Genomic DNA, 16,461 nt, shown 5'->3' with positions numbered 1-16,461 from the left:
CATGAATACCAGCAACAATGCAGAATACCAACGCATCGTAGTCCTCGATACCGAAACCACCGGTATGAACCGCGAAGGCGGCCCCCATTATGAAGGGCATCGCATCATCGAAATTGGTGCAGTTGAAATCATCAACCGTAAATTGACCGGGCGGCATTTTCATGTCTATTTAAAACCGGATCGTGAGATCCAACTGGAAGCGATTGAAATTCACGGTATTACCGATGAATTTTTGCGTGATAAGCCACAGTACAAAGAGGTTCATGCCGAGTTTCTAGCCTTTATCAATGGCGCGGAGCTGGTGGCGCATAACGCACCGTTTGACGTTGGCTTTATGGATTATGAATTTGCCAAACTCGGTCCAACGACGGGCAAAACTAGCGATTTTTGTAAAGTGACCGATACCTTGGCGATGGCCAAGCGAATTTTTCCCGGTAAACGCAATAACTTAGATATTCTGTGTGAACGCTACGGGATCGATAATTCGCACCGAACGTTGCACGGCGCTTTGCTCGATGCGGAGATTTTGGCTGACGTTTATCTATTGATGACCGGTGGGCAAACCTCATTGCAATTTTCATCAGCCACGCAAAATAGTGGCGATCTGAGCGCAGAATCACTAACCCGAGCTCGTGCAGCACAAAAAGCATTAAAGGTTTTGTATGCCAGCGCCGATGAATTACAAGCACATCAAGATCGTTTAGATCTGGTGGCCCAAAGTGGCACTTGCCTGTGGCGTAATTAGGAGTGGTTATGTTGAGGATTCTCGCGTTAATAGTGGGATGTTGGATCAGTTTCAGTGGTTTTGCTAACCAGTCGTCGAGTCTGTCGCTGCTTGATAACCGATTTCGCGTCGATCCGAGTATTTCGCAAATCACTTTCGTGATTTACCGCGAAAATAATTCACAACCTGTGGTGTTAGTGCGCCCCGATGGGCGCAAATATTATCAGTGGCGTAATCCAGACTATGTTCGCTGGTATCAAGAGCCATCGATGGACATCATTTCGATTGATGATCCGATGCCAGGACCTTGGCAAGCGATTGGTAAAGTGACACCTAAAAACCACATCAAACTGATCTCAGATCTGCAGTTGACCAGTGATGTCTTACCCAGTCGCGTGTTTCAAGGAGAGGAGCTAAAATTCACGGCTCGCTTAACCTCAAATGGGCAACCGCTATTGTTGCGGGATTTTTTAGATCGAGTACATCTTAAAGTCACCTTTACTAAATATATTGATAATGAAGAGTCATTGGCGAAAGAGGCGCGGCCGATCCCAGTTGTGATTGGCGAATTTGCCGATGATGGCCAGTTGCTGGATGAAAAACCCGGTGATGGCGTATTTACGGTTGGGTTAGCTATGGCGGTGGAGCCGGGTAAATATCGGGTGCGTATTACCTCAGGTAATGGTGTGTTCCTGCGCGCTCAAGAGCAACAAGTATTGGTCTATCCCAATCCTATATTGACTACCTTTATTCAATCACGGGTCAGCGGCACGCCGCATCAAGTGATGCTCACCGGAGAGCAAGGTATGATTGAGCCCGGCTCATTATTAGCGCATATTGTTCATCGTCATCCTTACCAAGACGACTATCTGGTACAGGCTCAAGCGGAGAAAAGTGCCCTGACCACCAAGGTGACGATTCCTTATCAAGGGGAATTGGGTCATTATGCTTGGCATGGCAAAGTTTGGGCCACTGAGCTGGCTGCGCAGCGTGAACTCTATTTTCCGATCGCCGATCAGACTTACAGTGTGGTGGATGAGTTAAATCTTGCTGAAGTTCGCCGGATCCAGCAACAGGAAGAGGCGCTGCGTCTACAGCAGGAACAAGAGCTGCGCATGCTGCAAATGCGTGAAGCACAGCGCAGCCGTACCATCATCTACATTATACTCGGAAATCTTGTGGTGTTGATGTTAGCCCTAACCGGTTGGTTTGTACTGCGCAAAATCAAACGCGAGAAAGTACAGCAGCCACCGATGCAATTGAATATGCCCAATAAAAACAGCAAGTGATGCTACCCATCGAGTTATCAGTGGGGCTGATCGGGTATCCCCTTTCTACTTGAAGCTACAGCGGTGTTGGCTAGGTTCGCTCACCCTAATCACAACAGGGAGAGGCTATCTCCCTGTTGTTGTTTCAGCCGCTAAATGTCAACTGATCCATGACGGATTGTCGGCTCGTGGTCAATCTTACCGTTTGATGCTCGACAGCTTGGCTGGTTTGGGTAAACTCATGTCAATTGAATAGCAGGACTGATTGTGCTCGGTTCGGATCAGCCTGAATCACCCAAAATGAAAATCATCATAAGAGAGATGCGTTATGTACCAGGATTTAATTCGTAATGAACTGAATGAAGCTGCTGAGGTTTTACAACAATTTTTAAGCGATGATCATAACATTGCGCAAATTGCCGCCGCGGCGAAACTGATTGCGGATTCGTTTAAGCAAGGTGGTAAAGTGCTGTCTTGTGGTAATGGTGGATCCCATTGTGATGCCATGCATTTTGCGGAAGAGTTGACTGGTCGCTATCGTGAAAATCGCCCTGGTTATCCTGGGATCGCGATTTCAGATCCAAGCCACATCTCTTGTGTGAGTAACGATTTTGGATACGATTTTGTTTTTTCTCGCTATGTTGAAGCGGTTGGTAGCAAAGGCGATGTGCTGTTTGGTCTGTCGACATCAGGCAATTCAGGCAATATTCTCAAAGCGATTGAAGCTGCGCAAGCCAAAGGGATGAAAACCATTGCTCTGACTGGTAAAGATGGTGGCAAGATGGCTGGCGTGGCAGATATTGAGATCCGTGTCCCCCATTTTGGTTATGCTGACCGTATTCAAGAAGTGCATATTAAGATCATTCACATCATCATTCAGTTGATTGAAAAAGAGATGGCATAAGGCTGACCCGTGCCCAGCCATCATCGCTGGGTGCTTGGTTAAAGAAAGGATCAATTCTCATCAGGAGTGGTTTAAACCATGTGTGAATTGCTCGGCATGAGCGCGAATGTACCCACCGATATCTGTTTTAGTTTTAAAGGCTTAGTGCAGCGTGGTGGAAAAACTGGCCCACATCGTGATGGCTGGGGTATCACTTTTTATGAAGGCAAAGGTTGTCGCACCTTTAAAGATCCGCAACCGAGCTGCCAATCCAAAATTGCCGAGTTAGTTTTGCAGTATCCGATCAAAAGTTGTGCGGTGATCAGCCACATTCGTCAGGCCAACCGTGGGGGAGTGAGTCTTGAAAATACTCATCCATTTACCCGTGAGTTATGGGGACAATACTGGACATTTGCCCATAATGGCCAACTGACGGGTTATCAAAGCTTGGTCACTGGACGTCATCGACCGGTCGGTGAAACGGACAGCGAACTGGCGTTTTGTTGGTTGTTGAATCAAATGGAGCAGCGTTATCCCGAAGGTCCACAAGATTGGCCTGAAATGCTGCGCTATGTGGCGCAGTGTTGTGATGAGCTTAAAGCACTTGGTGTCTTTAATATGCTGCTGTCTAACGGCGAATATGTGATGGCGTATTGTACCAACCATTTGTACTGGATCACGCGCCGCGCGCCATTTGGCCGCGCGGCACTGCTTGATGAAGATGTCGAGATTAATTTCCAAGAAGAAACCACGCCGAATGATGTGGTGTCAGTGATCGCCACTCAACCGCTAACTGGTAATGAAACTTGGCAGCCTATGAAGCCGGGACAATTCGCATTTTTCCATTTTGGAGAACGGATTGAAGATAATGCACATTGGTTGATGGATGTGGATGTTGCGCCGGGGCGACCGGGATATCAGACTTCAAAGCAACCACTCGATTAAGCGATAGCACTTCCTATCGGCAACGCCAAGTTGTTTTGAGATGTCATTTGGAAAATAAGGCTATAAAAACAAAGGGTTGAATGATTTCAACCCTTTTCGATTTGAGATTATTCGGCCGCGTAGCCATGCATGCCAAGCATTTCACCATCGAGATAGGCTTTGCCTTGTTGCATGGTTAAGCGTCCTTCGACAAACCATTTCACGACGAGAGGGTAGATGCGGTGCTCTTGATCTTGCACCCGAGCCGTCAGCTCTTCGACACTATCTTGCTCGAAAATCGGCACTTTGGCTTGCAAAATCACTGGGCCACCATCGAGCTGCTCAGTCACAAAATGCACACTGGTTCCATGCTCTTCATCACCGGCATGAATCGCGCGTTGATAAGTATTCAAACCGGGATATTTAGGCAAAAGTGAAGGATGAATATTGATCATTCGGCCTTGGTAGTGGCGAACAAATTCTCCACTTAGGATGCGCATATAACCTGCCAACACCACTAAATCAGGCGCAAACAGGTCGATTTGCGACATCAATGCGTCATCAAAGGCATCGCGGGTTGGATAAGCTTGAGGAGCAATAAAACAGGTGGCAGCGCCAGCCTGTTTGGCGCGTTCTAAACCGTAAGCTGTTGCTTTATTGGAAAACACAGCCGTTACTTTGCCACCTTGAATACTGGTTTCACAAGCATCCATGATCGCCTGTAGATTGGTTCCGTTTCCCGAAATTAAAACAACAATGCTTTTCATGATTAGTTGATCTCTACCTGTGCTTGATCTCCATGCGCGGCTGCGATTTCACCGATCACCCAAGCGTTTTCGCCTTCGGCTTGCAGCAGAGCGACGGCCGCTTGTGCTTGTGCTTTGGGCAGTGCAATGATGAGGCCAACCCCACAGTTGAAAGTGCGGTACATTTCATGGGTGGTGACATTACCTTTTTGTTGTAGCCATTGGAAAATTACTGGCCATTCCCAGCTGTTACCATCGATCACCGCTTTGGTGCCTTCCGGCAGCACGCGAGGAATATTTTCCCAGAAGCCGCCACCAGTAATGTGTGAGATGGCGTGAATGTCATGTTCGGCGATCAGTTTTAGGCCTGATTTGATATAAATCTTAGTAGGTGCAAGTAAGTGCTCACCAATGGTTTTGCCTGCCAACAGCTCATTCTTATCGGCTTTAGAGACTTCTAAAATCTTACGTACTAAGGAGTAACCATTAGAGTGTGGGCCGCTTGAGCCAACCGCGATCAGTGCATCACCGATTTGTACTTTGCTGCCATCGATGATCGCTTCTTTTTCCACCACGCCGACGCAAAAGCCAGCCACATCGTAATCTTCGCCTTCGTACATGCCCGGCATTTCTGCGGTTTCGCCACCAATCAGTGCACAACCCGCTTGTAAACAGCCATCGGCAATCCCAGTAATCACTTCTGCGGCAGTATCGACATCCAGTTTGCCGGTCGCATAATAATCGAGGAAGAACAGGGGCTCTGCGCCTTGTACGATCAAGTCATTGACACACATGGCGACCAGATCGACACCGATGGTGTCATGTTTTTTCATATCCAGTGCGAGACGCAATTTGGTGCCTACGCCGTCTGTACCAGAGACTAAAACAGGATGTTTATATTTGGTTGGTAGCTCACACAGTGCGCCAAAACCGCCTAGGCCACCCATAACTTCAGGGCGACGGGTACGCTTCACTGCACCTTTAATTCGTTCAACGAGTGCATTACCTGCATCAATATCGACACCTGCATCTTTATAGCTGAGAGATGGATTATTACCGTTCACGGGGAAGTTCCTCGGTCTAGTTGGATATGAAAACGGCGCTATTCTACAGGGCTTAAAACAAAAAGGAAAACGTTTGCGTAAGGTTTTTATCCGGTTTTAGCATCGAAAAAAATCCATAAATCAGTGTATAATCCGCAGGTTTAAATTAATGAAGCCGGAGTTGGACATGAAAATTGTTGAAGTTAAGCACCCTCTTGTAAAACACAAACTTGGCCTGATGCGTGAAGGCGACATTAGCACTAAGCGTTTTCGCGAGCTGGCGACCGAGGTTGGCAGCCTGCTGACTTATGAAGCAACGTCTGACTTTGAAACTGAAAAAGTGACGATCGAGGGCTGGAATGGTCCAGTTGAAGTGGATCAAATCAAAGGCAAGAAAGTCACTGTGGTGCCGATTTTGCGTGCGGGTCTTGGCATGATGGATGGTGTTTTAGAGCACATTCCTAGCGCGCGGATCAGCGTAGTTGGGATCTATCGTGATGAAGAGACTCTTGAGCCGGTTCCTTACTTTAATAAACTGGCTTCGAACATTGAAGAGCGTATTGCACTGGTGGTTGACCCTATGCTGGCTACCGGTGGTTCGATGATTGCCACCATTGATCTACTAAAAGAGAAAGGTTGTCAGCAGATCAAAGTGCTGGTGCTGGTCGCGGCACCAGAAGGGATTGCTGCATTAGAAAAAGCTCACCCGGATGTTGAACTGTATACCGCAGCGATTGATGAAAAGCTCAATGATAAGGGTTATATCGTTCCGGGACTCGGTGACGCAGGCGATAAGATTTTTGGCACCAAGTAATCCTATCAACGGGTTGAGTTAACAATGCTCCACTGAATCTTGGATTAGTCTCGAATATAAACCAAGGGAAGCCATGGCTTCCCTTGGTTGTGTTCGTGGTACATGACGAGTTATTTGGACTTTCTTAGGCTCAAAGTACCCCCAGTACGTGGTGTGGGTTTGGTTGGGTTGGAACTGTTACCGCTGGCATGCGTTGTCGTTGCGCGCTCTGGACGGTGCTGCGCTTTTTTCGAGTTTGGCGCATGGCGAAATTGTTGGGCATTGTTACCGTGATAGGTTTTTGGATTGCGGCGTGCTTTCGATTCACGATTTGCATCTCGACTATCAAACAGTTTGGCATCGGTGGCGCGTTTAATTACGTCACCATTTGAGGCGACTTGAGATGCTTCTTCAGTACCACTTGAGCCTTCACACATCGCCAGAATTTCGCTCACTTCCGTTTCGGTTAAATAGCGCCATTTTCCGTTCGGGATCCCATCTAAGGTGATGTTCATGATCCGTACCCGCCGTAGTTTAAACACCTCATAGCCTAATGCTTCACACATACGGCGAATTTGGCGGTTAAGCCCTTGGGTCAGCACGATCCGAAACGAATAAGGCGTTTCTTGGGTGACTTTACACGGCAGGGTAATAGTATCGAGGATGTTGACGCCCGCCGACATCTGCTGGATAAATTCAGCGGTGATCATCTTATCTACGCGCACCACATACTCTTTCTCGTGGTGATTGCCGGCGCGTAGAATTTTATTGACGATATCGCCATCATTGGTTAGGAAAATTAATCCATCAGAAGGCTTATCCAAGCGGCCAATTGGGAAAATACGTTTACGGTGGCCAATGAAATCGACAATATTACCGGCAATATCACGCTCGGTAGTACAAGTGATCCCGGTTGGTTTATTTAGTGCGATATAGATCGGACGCTCTTTGGCTCGTAGCGGTTTGCCATCAATACAGATCTCATCTTGCTCAGTGACTTTACTGCCCACTTGTGGGGGGAAGCCATTTAGCGTCACTCGGCCTTGTTCAATCAGTTTGTCTGCTTCTCGGCGTGAGCAGTAGCCCGTTTCACTAATGAATTTGTTCAGGCGTTTTTCGGTGGGTTGCGACATACAATTTCCTCACGTTTCACAACGGATGGTGGTGCAGCATCTGCTGCACAAAATCCGCGCATTCTAGCAGCTTTAGTCGTGTAGCCAAGACGTTTCTGCTTAAGTTTAGTGTGTTATTGATGGTGGGGGATTTTTCGGTGTTCAGTACCAGCTTGTAGCTAAATGGTGGTCTGTAAGATGATTGTCCAATCCTTTGCTATTATTATGGGCTGAAAATTAAGTCTCAACCCACTAGCTTGCACTGTAGTGCTGAACTTTTGAGCAAACGCGCTGACTTGCACAGAAAGTATCACCATAAGGGTTGCGCTTCTAATCATAACGAGTAATATACCCAACGTTCCGGTGAATAGCGCAGCTTGGTAGCGCATCTGGTTTGGGACCAGAGGGTCGGGGGTTCGAATCCCTCTTCACCGACCATATTTAAGGCCTCAGCATTTATGCTGGGGCCTTTTTGCTTTTTATTTTCCTGTATCCTGCCTGTTACCTCGAATGGTCCGTTCCTTCATCGGCCAACCACCGCTATGCATTAGAGCTATCCCATTAGATCTGTTGAGTTGGTTATTTTGCTAGTGGCAATTTTCATTTAGCGATTGTTGCTTGGCCGATACGCTCATCTGTCTAGTTATCATCACTCGTTGACGAGTAAATTAATGGTATATCACTATACCGAATTGTGGTTCTCGCTGTGGTTGTGGAGCGAATGATGGTATTTGCATCGTGGAATCGCCATTCTTGTGTTGCGACAAAAACGTCATTTTTGCTCTAAATTAACGTTTTTGACGGAGTGCGAATGATGATGATGATCACGTTTTACTGATTTGTTCGAGCGATTTCACGCATTGTTTGGATCGCTAGGTGTGATTTGGCTCACTATTTTGCATGGGGATGAGATTTTAAAGTGTGATCTAGGTTAAGTAAAACTCGTCAAAAATGAAGTTCCGTTTTTGACGATGTTTGTATGTTATTGACAATATTGATTTTTATTTTGATGTCAATTTGTAAAGTTTGAACAAGATCACTGGCGTAAAGGATTAATTTTGCGCTTAGAAAAAAGTGCCGCTAAATATGCCTGAATTTAAGGTAAAGCCATTGGCTGATGTCGTTTTGAGATTGGGTGCAGGCAGAGCACTCATCATCATTCACTAATTTAGGGTAACTATTATGTTGAACAAGAGTCTTATCTCTCTCGCAGTACTCGCCTCATTAAGTGGCTGTGCGCTAACTACCTCTTCACCACAAGATGTGGTCAATGCTCTGGCCAACAATCTCGATGTTCGTTATCAGGTGATTGACAATCATGGCGCGGATAATGGCCTTGCTTGTCAAACTCTGGAAGCGGAGTGGGCCTCTTGTAACCAAGTTAATATGACTTTGGTCAATCGCGGTGAAGCAGTTAACTCAAAAGATTGGGCGATTTATTTCCACAGCATTCGTCTTATCCTCGATGTGGGCAACGATCAGTTCAAAATTACTCGTGTCACCGGCGACCTGCACAAACTGGAGCCGACCGAAAAATTTGCTGGCTTTGCTGCTGGTGAAACAGTGACGTTACCGCTGATTGGCGAATACTGGACACTGTTTGATACCGACTTTATGCCAGGTGCTTTTGTGACCGCACCTGATGCTGAACCAAAAGTGATTGCTTCGCTGAATACTGAAGATGTGGCGAGCTTTGTCTCTGGGCTTGAGGGCGAAAATCTTAAGCGTACGCCAAGTGATAACAACGTGTTTGCTCAAGCGGTATCTCGCTTTGAAAAGAACAGTGATGTAGCGATGCAAGATGTTGCGAGCGCGCTGATCCCAACTCCACTACAAGTAAAAACCCAATCCGGATCAGTATCGATTGCCAAAGGGATTGCGCTGCCAAGCCAAGCGTTTGATGCCGAGCAAACTAAGGCGCTCAATGCACGTGCGGAGCTGCTGGGTGTCAACCTAAAAGGGGTGTTACCGACTCAAATCGCGATCAGCCCGAAAACATTCAAAGGTGATCTGGCCAAGTCTGGTGCTTACCGTTTAGCCATTACCGACAAGCAAATTAAAGTCACCGCCTTTGACCAAGCTGGCGCGTTTTATGCCATGCAATCACTGCTTGGTTTAGTCGATATGGCCAATGCGAGCCAACTGCCTAAAGTTGAAATTGTCGATGCGCCACGCTTTGCTTATCGTGGTGTGATGGTCGACGTGGCACGTAACTTTCACTCTAAACAAGCGATTCTTGCGACCTTAGAGCAGATGGCCGCGTACAAAATGAACAAGCTGCATTTGCACTTGACCGATGATGAAGGCTGGCGTCTTGAAATCCCTGGCTTGCCAGAGTTAACTGATATTGGTGCGCAGCGCTGTTTCGACCTGAGCGAAACCGAATGTGTACTGCCACAGCTAGGTTCTGGTCCAACAAGCGATAACTTTGGTTCTGGCTATTTCACCAAGCAAGATTATGTGGAGATCCTACAGTACGCTAAAGCGCGCCATATTGAAGTGATCCCAGAAATTGATATGCCAGCCCACGCTCGCGCTGCATTAGTCTCGATGGAGGCTCGCTACCAACGTTTGATGCAACAAGGCGATGAAGCGGCAGCCAATGAGTTCCGCCTGCTTGATCCGCAAGATACTTCGAATGTCACCACTGTACAGTTTTACGATCGCATGAGCTTTATCAACCCATGTTTGGATTCGTCAAAACGCTTTGTTGATAAAGTGATCACAGAAGTCGCGGCGATGCACCAAGAAGCGGGTATGCCATTGACTACTTGGCACTTCGGTGGCGATGAAGCGAAAAACATCAAACTCGGTGCTGGTTTCCAAGATGTGAATAGCCAAGAGCCAGTCAGTTGGAAAGGTAACTTGGATCTGAGCAAGCAAGATAAGCCATTTGCCCGCTCACCACAGTGTCAAAACTTGATTGCTAATGGCACGGTAAGCGATTTTGGTCACTTACCAAGCTACTTTGGTGAGCAAGTGTCTAAGTTGGTGGCCGAGAAAGGGATTCCTAACTTCCAAGCTTGGCAAGATGGCTTGAAGTACAGCGAGGGTGAACAAGCGTTCGCAACGGAAACGACCCGCGTTAACTTCTGGGATGTCTTGTACTGGGGCGGCTCTGCCTCTGCGTATGAGTGGGCAGAGAAAGGTTACGATGTGATCATCTCTAACCCAGATTATGTCTACATGGATATGCCTTATGAAGTGGATCCGAAAGAGCGCGGTTACTACTGGGCAACTCGTGCAACTGATACACGTAAGATGTTTGGTTTTGCACCAGAAAACTTACCACAAAACGCAGAGACTTCATTGGATCGTGATGGCAATGGTTTCAGCGGCAAAGGCGAAGTGAAAGGTAAGCCTTTCTACGGCTTGTCAGCTCAGCTTTGGTCAGAGACGGTACGTACCGATGAGCAATATGAGTACATGGTGTTCCCACGTGTTCTTGCTGCCGCTGAGCGTGCATGGCACCGTGCTGAGTGGGAAAACAGCTATAAAGTAGGGGTTGAATACTCACAACAGACCCAACGTGTCAACCATAAAGCACTTAATGCGGATTGGAACCGTTTTGCTAACGTGATCGGTCAACGTGAGCTGGCTAAACTTGAGAAAGCAGGCATTGATTACCGCCTCCCTGTTCCGGGTGCGAAGATCGAGAACGGTCATTTGGCCATGAACGTTCAGTTCCCTGGTGTCGCGCTGCAATACTCATTGGATGGTCAAACTTGGTTGAATTATGACGCACAACAAGCGCCAGCCGTAGCGGGAGAAGTTTGGATCCGCTCGGTATCGGCAACCGGTGAGCGTACCAGCCGAGTGACTTCGCTGAAATAAGCTCAGCGAGATCGACATTTCACTTAATGGATAATCAAAGCCTCCGCATGCGGAGGCTTTGTTTTATCGTCCAATCAAACCCTATTCTCAGCGTTGATTAATTACCTTGGTGGAAGCGGTACTCAAATACTTGGCCGTGTTCATTAAAAGCGTAAACCGTATAGCTGTCTTTCTTATCACCGTATTCCATGCCCGGTGAGCCCATCGGCATACCCGGTACCGCGAGCCCTTTGGCATTTTTCGGTGGGTTAGCCAAAAAGTCTTGAATATCTTGCGCCGGAATATGGCCTTCAAATACATAGCCACCGATTTCCGCAGTGTGGCAAGAAGCCAACTTAGGGGCTAAGCCAAGTTGTTGTTTGATGCCATCCATATCTTCATGGATAACTTCTTTTACGCTAAAGCCATGTTGCTGCATGTGTTTCGTCCACTCGCTACAGCAGCCACAGTAAGCGGATTTATGGTTGATGACCTCGACAGCCAGCGCTTGCCCTGCAATGGTGGTAAGCAGTACAAAGGTCAATAGTGATCGTTTCATGGGTTTCCTCATTGAGAGTGTTGATCGAAAGAGATGCGGCACCAGCGTAGGCGATTGGCATTACTGACCACGGTGATCGAGGAGAGCGCCATTGCTGCACCGGCAATCACCGGGCTCAGCAAAAATCCAAAAGTCGGGTACAGTACACCTGCCGCAATCGGAATGCCAAGCGTGTTATAAATAAAAGCACCAAATAGGTTCTGTTTCATGTTGCGCACCGTCGCTTGTGATAGCTCGATCGCACTGACCACGCTGGTGGGTGCTGAGTTGAGCAGGGTGATTTGTGCACTTTCAATCGCGACATCACTGCCGCTGCCCATCGCCATCCCAATATCCGCTTGAGCGAGTGCTGGCGCATCGTTAATGCCATCACCAATCATTGCAACTTGACGACCCTGCTGCTGCAACGCTTGAATATGCCGCGCTTTTTGGTCGGGCAGCACTTGCGCAATGACTTGAGTGATGCCGAGTTGCTGCGCGATAGCGTTGGCGACCGAGGCATGATCGCCAGTCAACATCACGGTATGGATCCCAAGTTGATTGAGCTTTTGTACCGCAAGGGCTGAGCTCGGTTTAATTGGATCGGCAATCGCCAATACTCCCTGCAATTGCCCCGCATACGCGATGGCAACCGGAGTCCAAGCTTGGGTGGCAAACTGGTGTAAATATAGTTTAGCTACCGATAAATCAATGCGTTGCTCTTGCATCAAGGCTAAAGAGCCGATGAAAACGCTGTGCTGCTGGTAGATGGCGGATAGACCACGTCCACGTCGGTTGGTAAATTCCGTGATCTCAAGCGGATCAATCCCACGCTGCTTGGCATACTCACACATCGCTTTGGCAAGAGGGTGCTCCGATTGCTGCTCAAGTGCATAGAGTAAGCCAAGCAACTGCGCTTCATCCCCTTGCAGCACATGCAGTGCTTGCACGGTTGGTTTGCCTAAGGTGAGCGTGCCGGTTTTATCAAATACTACGCAATTGATGTGACTGGCGGTTTGCAGCACATTGGCATCGCGGATTAAAATCCCCATTTCAGCCGCTTTGCCGATGCCAACGGTAATCGACAGTGGCGTGGCTAAACCTAAAGCGCACGGGCAAGCGATGATCAGTACCGTGGTGGCGACCACCAGCATGTAACTGGCTTTGGGATCGGGACCATACCAGTACCATAGCGCAGCAGACAGCAGTGCGATACACACCACCACGGGAACAAACACCGCGGAAATTTGATCGGCCAAGCGAGCAATCGCGGGTTTGCTGCTTTGTGCCTGGCGCACCATTTGAATAATCCGCGCGAGCATGGTTTGTGAGCCAATTCCGGTGGCGTGAATTACTAAGCTGCCATCTTGATTGAGCGTTCCCGCCGCGACTTGCGCGCCGATTTCTTTGAGCACCGGGATCGGCTCGCCGGTTAGCATCGATTCATCTAGATAAGAGTGGCCAGAGTAGACAACACCATCAACCGGGATTTGCTCTCCCGGTTTGATACGCAGTGCCATACCTAACTGAATATCCGCGACGGTAATTAACTGATCGCCTTGCTCGGTTACTTGTGTAGCGTGCTGAGGTTGTAAATTAAGCAAAGCTTGCAACGAGCGGTTAGTGCGGCTTTTGGCTTTGGTTTCAATGTAATGGCCCAGTGAAATTAAACCAATGATCATGGCCGTCGCTTCAAAGTACACATGCCGTGCTGCTTCAGGAAAAGCATGCGGCCAAATCACCACCAGTATGGAGTAAAACCACGCTGCACCGGTACCTAGTGCGACTAAAGTATCCATAGTGGCTCGGCGGTGAGTGAGCGCTCGCCATGCATTGACAAAGAAGTGACGTCCAGCCGTGACTAATAGAGCGAAACAGAGCATACCTATTACGCCCCAAAGCCACTGATCATGGCTGTTGCGGATCATCATATTACCGCCCAAGATGCCCCACAACATTAAAGGTGCACCCAGCGCCATACCGAGTAAGGAACTCTGTTGATGCTGTTTTTGTAACGCGTCGAGTTGCGCTTGCTGCTTGGCTTGTTGCTGTGTGGGATCATCTAAGATCTCTGCTTGGTAGCCAGCACTTTGAATGGCGTTAAGCAGTGATTGTGGATCGGCGAAACTGGCTTTAATCAAGGCGCTTTGCTCGGCTAGGTTGACTTGTGCATTCTGTACCCCTTAATCGAGAGCAGCGCTTTTTCCACCGATGCGACACAACTGGCGCAGGTCATGCCTTTAATAACAAGAGAGAACGTTTGGCTGGATGCCTCGGTTTGTTGTGTGTTCGAGGCGTTCTCAACGTCAGGCGTGTCAGTTTTCTTCTCATCAATCGAGGTTGCTGGTGCTAGTGTTGATTCTTGTTCTGCTGCTATAGCCAGATAACCCACTTCGGCCACCAGCGCTGTTAGCTGTTCTGCGGTTAAGGTAGTGACCAGATCAAGCTGATCTTTACTGATTTGTAGCTTGGCAATGTCTGGTCGTGCGCCGAGGTGCGTGGTGAGTTTATTGACGCAGCGCGCGCAGTTTAAGCCCTGTAGGCGATAAGTTTGCTCGCTGCCGGCTTGATAACCCAGAGCTTCAATGTGAGTGAGCATTTCACTTAAGCTGGCATCAGTATGCAGCTCAATCGAGGTTGGGCTCAGCGCGGTGATCTCGATAGTGAGATGCTGATCGAGGTGGCGCTGCAGTTTTTGTGCACAGCTCATGCAATGCAGGCCACGCAGTGGTAAAGCAAAGTGGTTCATAATCGCTCCTCCTAGCGGAATGTCATCAAGCATAAACCTTGCCCTTAAGGTAAGGTCAAGCCTTACTTACCACACTTATATTGCTCAGTATGAATTTGCAAAAAATCGTGCGTAGCATCGTGTCAGCTCGGATGTTAGAATACCGCCCAAAATTTCGCAGGCTGAGCACTCAGCAAAAGAATCTCATAAAGGTAATTGAAATGACGGTTAAAACTCGTTTTGCGCCTAGTCCAACTGGGTATCTGCACGTAGGTGGTGCGCGTACAGCACTCTATTCTTGGTTGTATGCAAAAAGCCAAGGCGGTGAATTTGTGCTACGTATTGAAGATACGGACTTAGAGCGTTCAACTCAGGCGGCGGTAGATGCCATCATTGAAGGCATGACATGGTTAGGCTTGGAATGGGATGAAGGCCCATACTACCAAACCAAACGTTTTGACCGTTACAATCAAGTGATCGATCAACTATTGGCGGAAGACAAAGCCTATCAATGCTATGCCTCAAAAGAGCTGCTGGATGAAATTCGCGCCGAGCAAGAAGCCAATAAAGAGATGCCGCGTTACGATGCGAACCATCCCAAAATCAAAGCGGTCAATGCGGCGGCTAAGCAAGGCGATCCTTGTTGTATCCGTTTCCGTAACCCGAAAGAGGGGAGCGTAGTTTTTGATGACCAAATCCGTGGCCGGATCGAAATCCGTAATGACCAACTCGATGATCTGATCATTCGTCGTACTGATGGCACGCCAACCTATAACTTCTGTGTTGTAGTAGATGATGTCGATATGGGGATCAGTCATGTAATTCGTGGTGAAGACCACATCAACAACACGCCGCGCCAAATCAACATTTACAAAGCCATGGGCGCTACCATCCCAACCTTTGCCCATTGTGCAATGATCTTGGGTGATGATGGTGCCAAATTGTCTAAGCGTCATGGCGCGGTTTCTGTCATGCAATATCGTGATGACGGCTACCTGCCTGAAGCGCTGCTGAACTACTTAGTGCGTTTAGGTTGGGGACATGGCGACCAAGAGATTTTCTCGCGCGAGGAAATGATCAAGCTGTTTAGCTTGGGAGCTATTTCAAAATCAGCGTCAGCGTTTAACACTGATAAACTGCTGTGGTTGAATAATCACTACATCAAGACGTCAGAGCCGGAGTATGTGGCGAAACACCTTGAGTGGCATTTTGATCATCAAGGCATTAACAAGACTACTGGGCCAGCATTGGCTGAGGTGGTTAAGTTAATGGGTGAGCGTTGCAATACCCTAGTCGAACTGGCCCAGCAATCGCGTTACTTCTACCAAGATTTTACTGAGTTTGATGCCGATGCAGCGAAGAAACATTTGCGTGGTGTCGCGAAAGAGCCATTGATGCTGGCACTGAGTAAGATTGAAGCGCTAACAGAGTGGAATACCGAAGTGTTGCACCAAGTCATTGCACAAGTGTGTGAAGAGCTTGAGATCGGCATGGGCAAAATCGGTATGCCACTGCGTGTGGCCGTGACGGGCGGCGGTCAATCACCATCGGTAGATGCTGTGATGCACCTAATCGGTCAATCGCGGGTGATTAGTCGCATTAAAATGGCATTAGCCTATATTGAAAATCGCGAAGCAAACGCACAATAGCCATTCATTATCTTTTTAAACCTAAAGCCGCAGCATAAACTGCGGCTTTTTTGCATATCATCATTTCGATTTAGCGTTATACACTAAAGTTAATTTACGGTGCTTTTCTTTTTTAAAAAGATAGCAAAAGCTTGACAAGTTATTAACTTAATCGCCTTTTGCTTTTTGTTTTATCCACTATAGTTATTTTAACAAAAAGGTTGGCTCTCAACAGAATTAAGCTTTTTGAATGGTCGTAGT

At 47.9% G+C, this 16,461-nt stretch carries 11 protein-coding genes, 1 tRNA gene and 1 pseudogene; 8 read left to right on the top strand and 5 right to left on the bottom strand.

The features are described 5' to 3' along the window. Position 1: 1 nt before the first annotated feature. The 4 genes from dnaQ (at position 2) to G7083_RS02670 (ending at position 3,820) form a co-directional block, all read left to right on the top strand. Positions 2 to 745: a DNA polymerase III subunit epsilon gene (gene dnaQ / locus G7083_RS02685; RefSeq protein ID WP_166013461.1), complete on the top strand. Its 744-nt coding sequence runs from the start codon at positions 2 to 4 to the stop codon at positions 743 to 745. An 8-nt stretch (positions 746 to 753) separates the two neighbouring features. Then, complete coding sequence (locus G7083_RS02680; RefSeq protein WP_166013460.1) at positions 754 to 2,013, top strand: TIGR03503 family protein; 1,260 nt, start codon at positions 754 to 756, stop codon at positions 2,011 to 2,013. 307 nt (positions 2,014 to 2,320) lie between these two features. Then, positions 2,321 to 2,896, top strand: a complete 576-nt coding sequence (lpcA, locus tag G7083_RS02675) for a D-sedoheptulose 7-phosphate isomerase (RefSeq protein ID WP_166013459.1) — start codon at positions 2,321 to 2,323, stop codon at positions 2,894 to 2,896. A 78-nt stretch (positions 2,897 to 2,974) separates the two neighbouring features. After that, entirely contained in the window at positions 2,975 to 3,820 is an 846-nt protein-coding gene (locus G7083_RS02670) for a class II glutamine amidotransferase (protein ID WP_166013458.1), read from the top strand. 107 nt (positions 3,821 to 3,927) lie between these two features. Here G7083_RS02670 and purN read toward each other — a convergent pair whose 3' ends face one another. Next, entirely contained in the window at positions 3,928 to 4,566 is a 639-nt protein-coding gene (gene purN, locus G7083_RS02665; RefSeq protein WP_166013457.1) for a phosphoribosylglycinamide formyltransferase, read from the bottom strand. 2 nt (positions 4,567 to 4,568) lie between these two features. Continuing rightward, entirely contained in the window at positions 4,569 to 5,609 is a 1,041-nt protein-coding gene (gene purM / locus G7083_RS02660) for a phosphoribosylformylglycinamidine cyclo-ligase (protein ID WP_166013456.1), read from the bottom strand. A gap of 166 nt (positions 5,610 to 5,775) precedes the next feature. On the opposite strand from purM, the gene upp reads away from it, so the two are divergent. Next, positions 5,776 to 6,402 carry a uracil phosphoribosyltransferase gene (upp, locus tag G7083_RS02655; RefSeq protein WP_166013455.1) on the top strand — a complete coding sequence of 209 codons (627 nt, stop codon included), beginning with the start codon at positions 5,776 to 5,778 and terminating at the stop codon, positions 6,400 to 6,402. A 110-nt stretch (positions 6,403 to 6,512) separates the two neighbouring features. Here upp and rluF read toward each other — a convergent pair whose 3' ends face one another. Further along, complete coding sequence (gene rluF, locus G7083_RS02650) at positions 6,513 to 7,514, bottom strand: 23S rRNA pseudouridine(2604) synthase RluF (protein WP_166013454.1); 1,002 nt, start codon at positions 7,512 to 7,514, stop codon at positions 6,513 to 6,515. Positions 7,515 to 7,854: 340 nt separating this feature from the next. Between rluF and G7083_RS02645 the strand changes: the two genes are divergently transcribed. Both G7083_RS02645 and G7083_RS02640 read left to right on the top strand, forming a co-directional pair. After that, a tRNA-Pro gene (locus tag G7083_RS02645) sits at positions 7,855 to 7,931 on the top strand. 744 nt (positions 7,932 to 8,675) lie between these two features. Further along, positions 8,676 to 11,327, top strand: a complete 2,652-nt coding sequence (locus G7083_RS02640; RefSeq protein ID WP_166013453.1) for a beta-N-acetylhexosaminidase — start codon at positions 8,676 to 8,678, stop codon at positions 11,325 to 11,327. A 97-nt stretch (positions 11,328 to 11,424) separates the two neighbouring features. On the opposite strand, the gene G7083_RS02635 is transcribed toward G7083_RS02640, so the two are convergent. Next, on the bottom strand, positions 11,425 to 11,865 hold the full coding sequence (locus tag G7083_RS02635) for a DUF411 domain-containing protein (protein ID WP_166013452.1): 441 nt from the start codon (positions 11,863 to 11,865) through the stop codon (positions 11,425 to 11,427). A gap of 8 nt (positions 11,866 to 11,873) precedes the next feature. Next, a pseudogene (locus G7083_RS02630) lies at positions 11,874 to 14,593 on the bottom strand (heavy metal translocating P-type ATPase). A gap of 200 nt (positions 14,594 to 14,793) precedes the next feature. Between G7083_RS02630 and gltX the strand changes: the two are divergent. Then, positions 14,794 to 16,221 carry a glutamate--tRNA ligase gene (gene gltX, locus G7083_RS02625; RefSeq protein ID WP_166013451.1) on the top strand — a complete coding sequence of 476 codons (1,428 nt, stop codon included), beginning with the start codon at positions 14,794 to 14,796 and terminating at the stop codon, positions 16,219 to 16,221. Positions 16,222 to 16,461: the final 240 nt, after the last annotated feature.

The organism is Vibrio sp. HDW18, assembly GCF_011306175.1.
GTDB lineage: Bacteria > Pseudomonadota > Gammaproteobacteria > Enterobacterales > Vibrionaceae > Vibrio > Vibrio chanodichtyis.
This window is presented reverse-complemented; position numbering and strand designations above follow the sequence as displayed.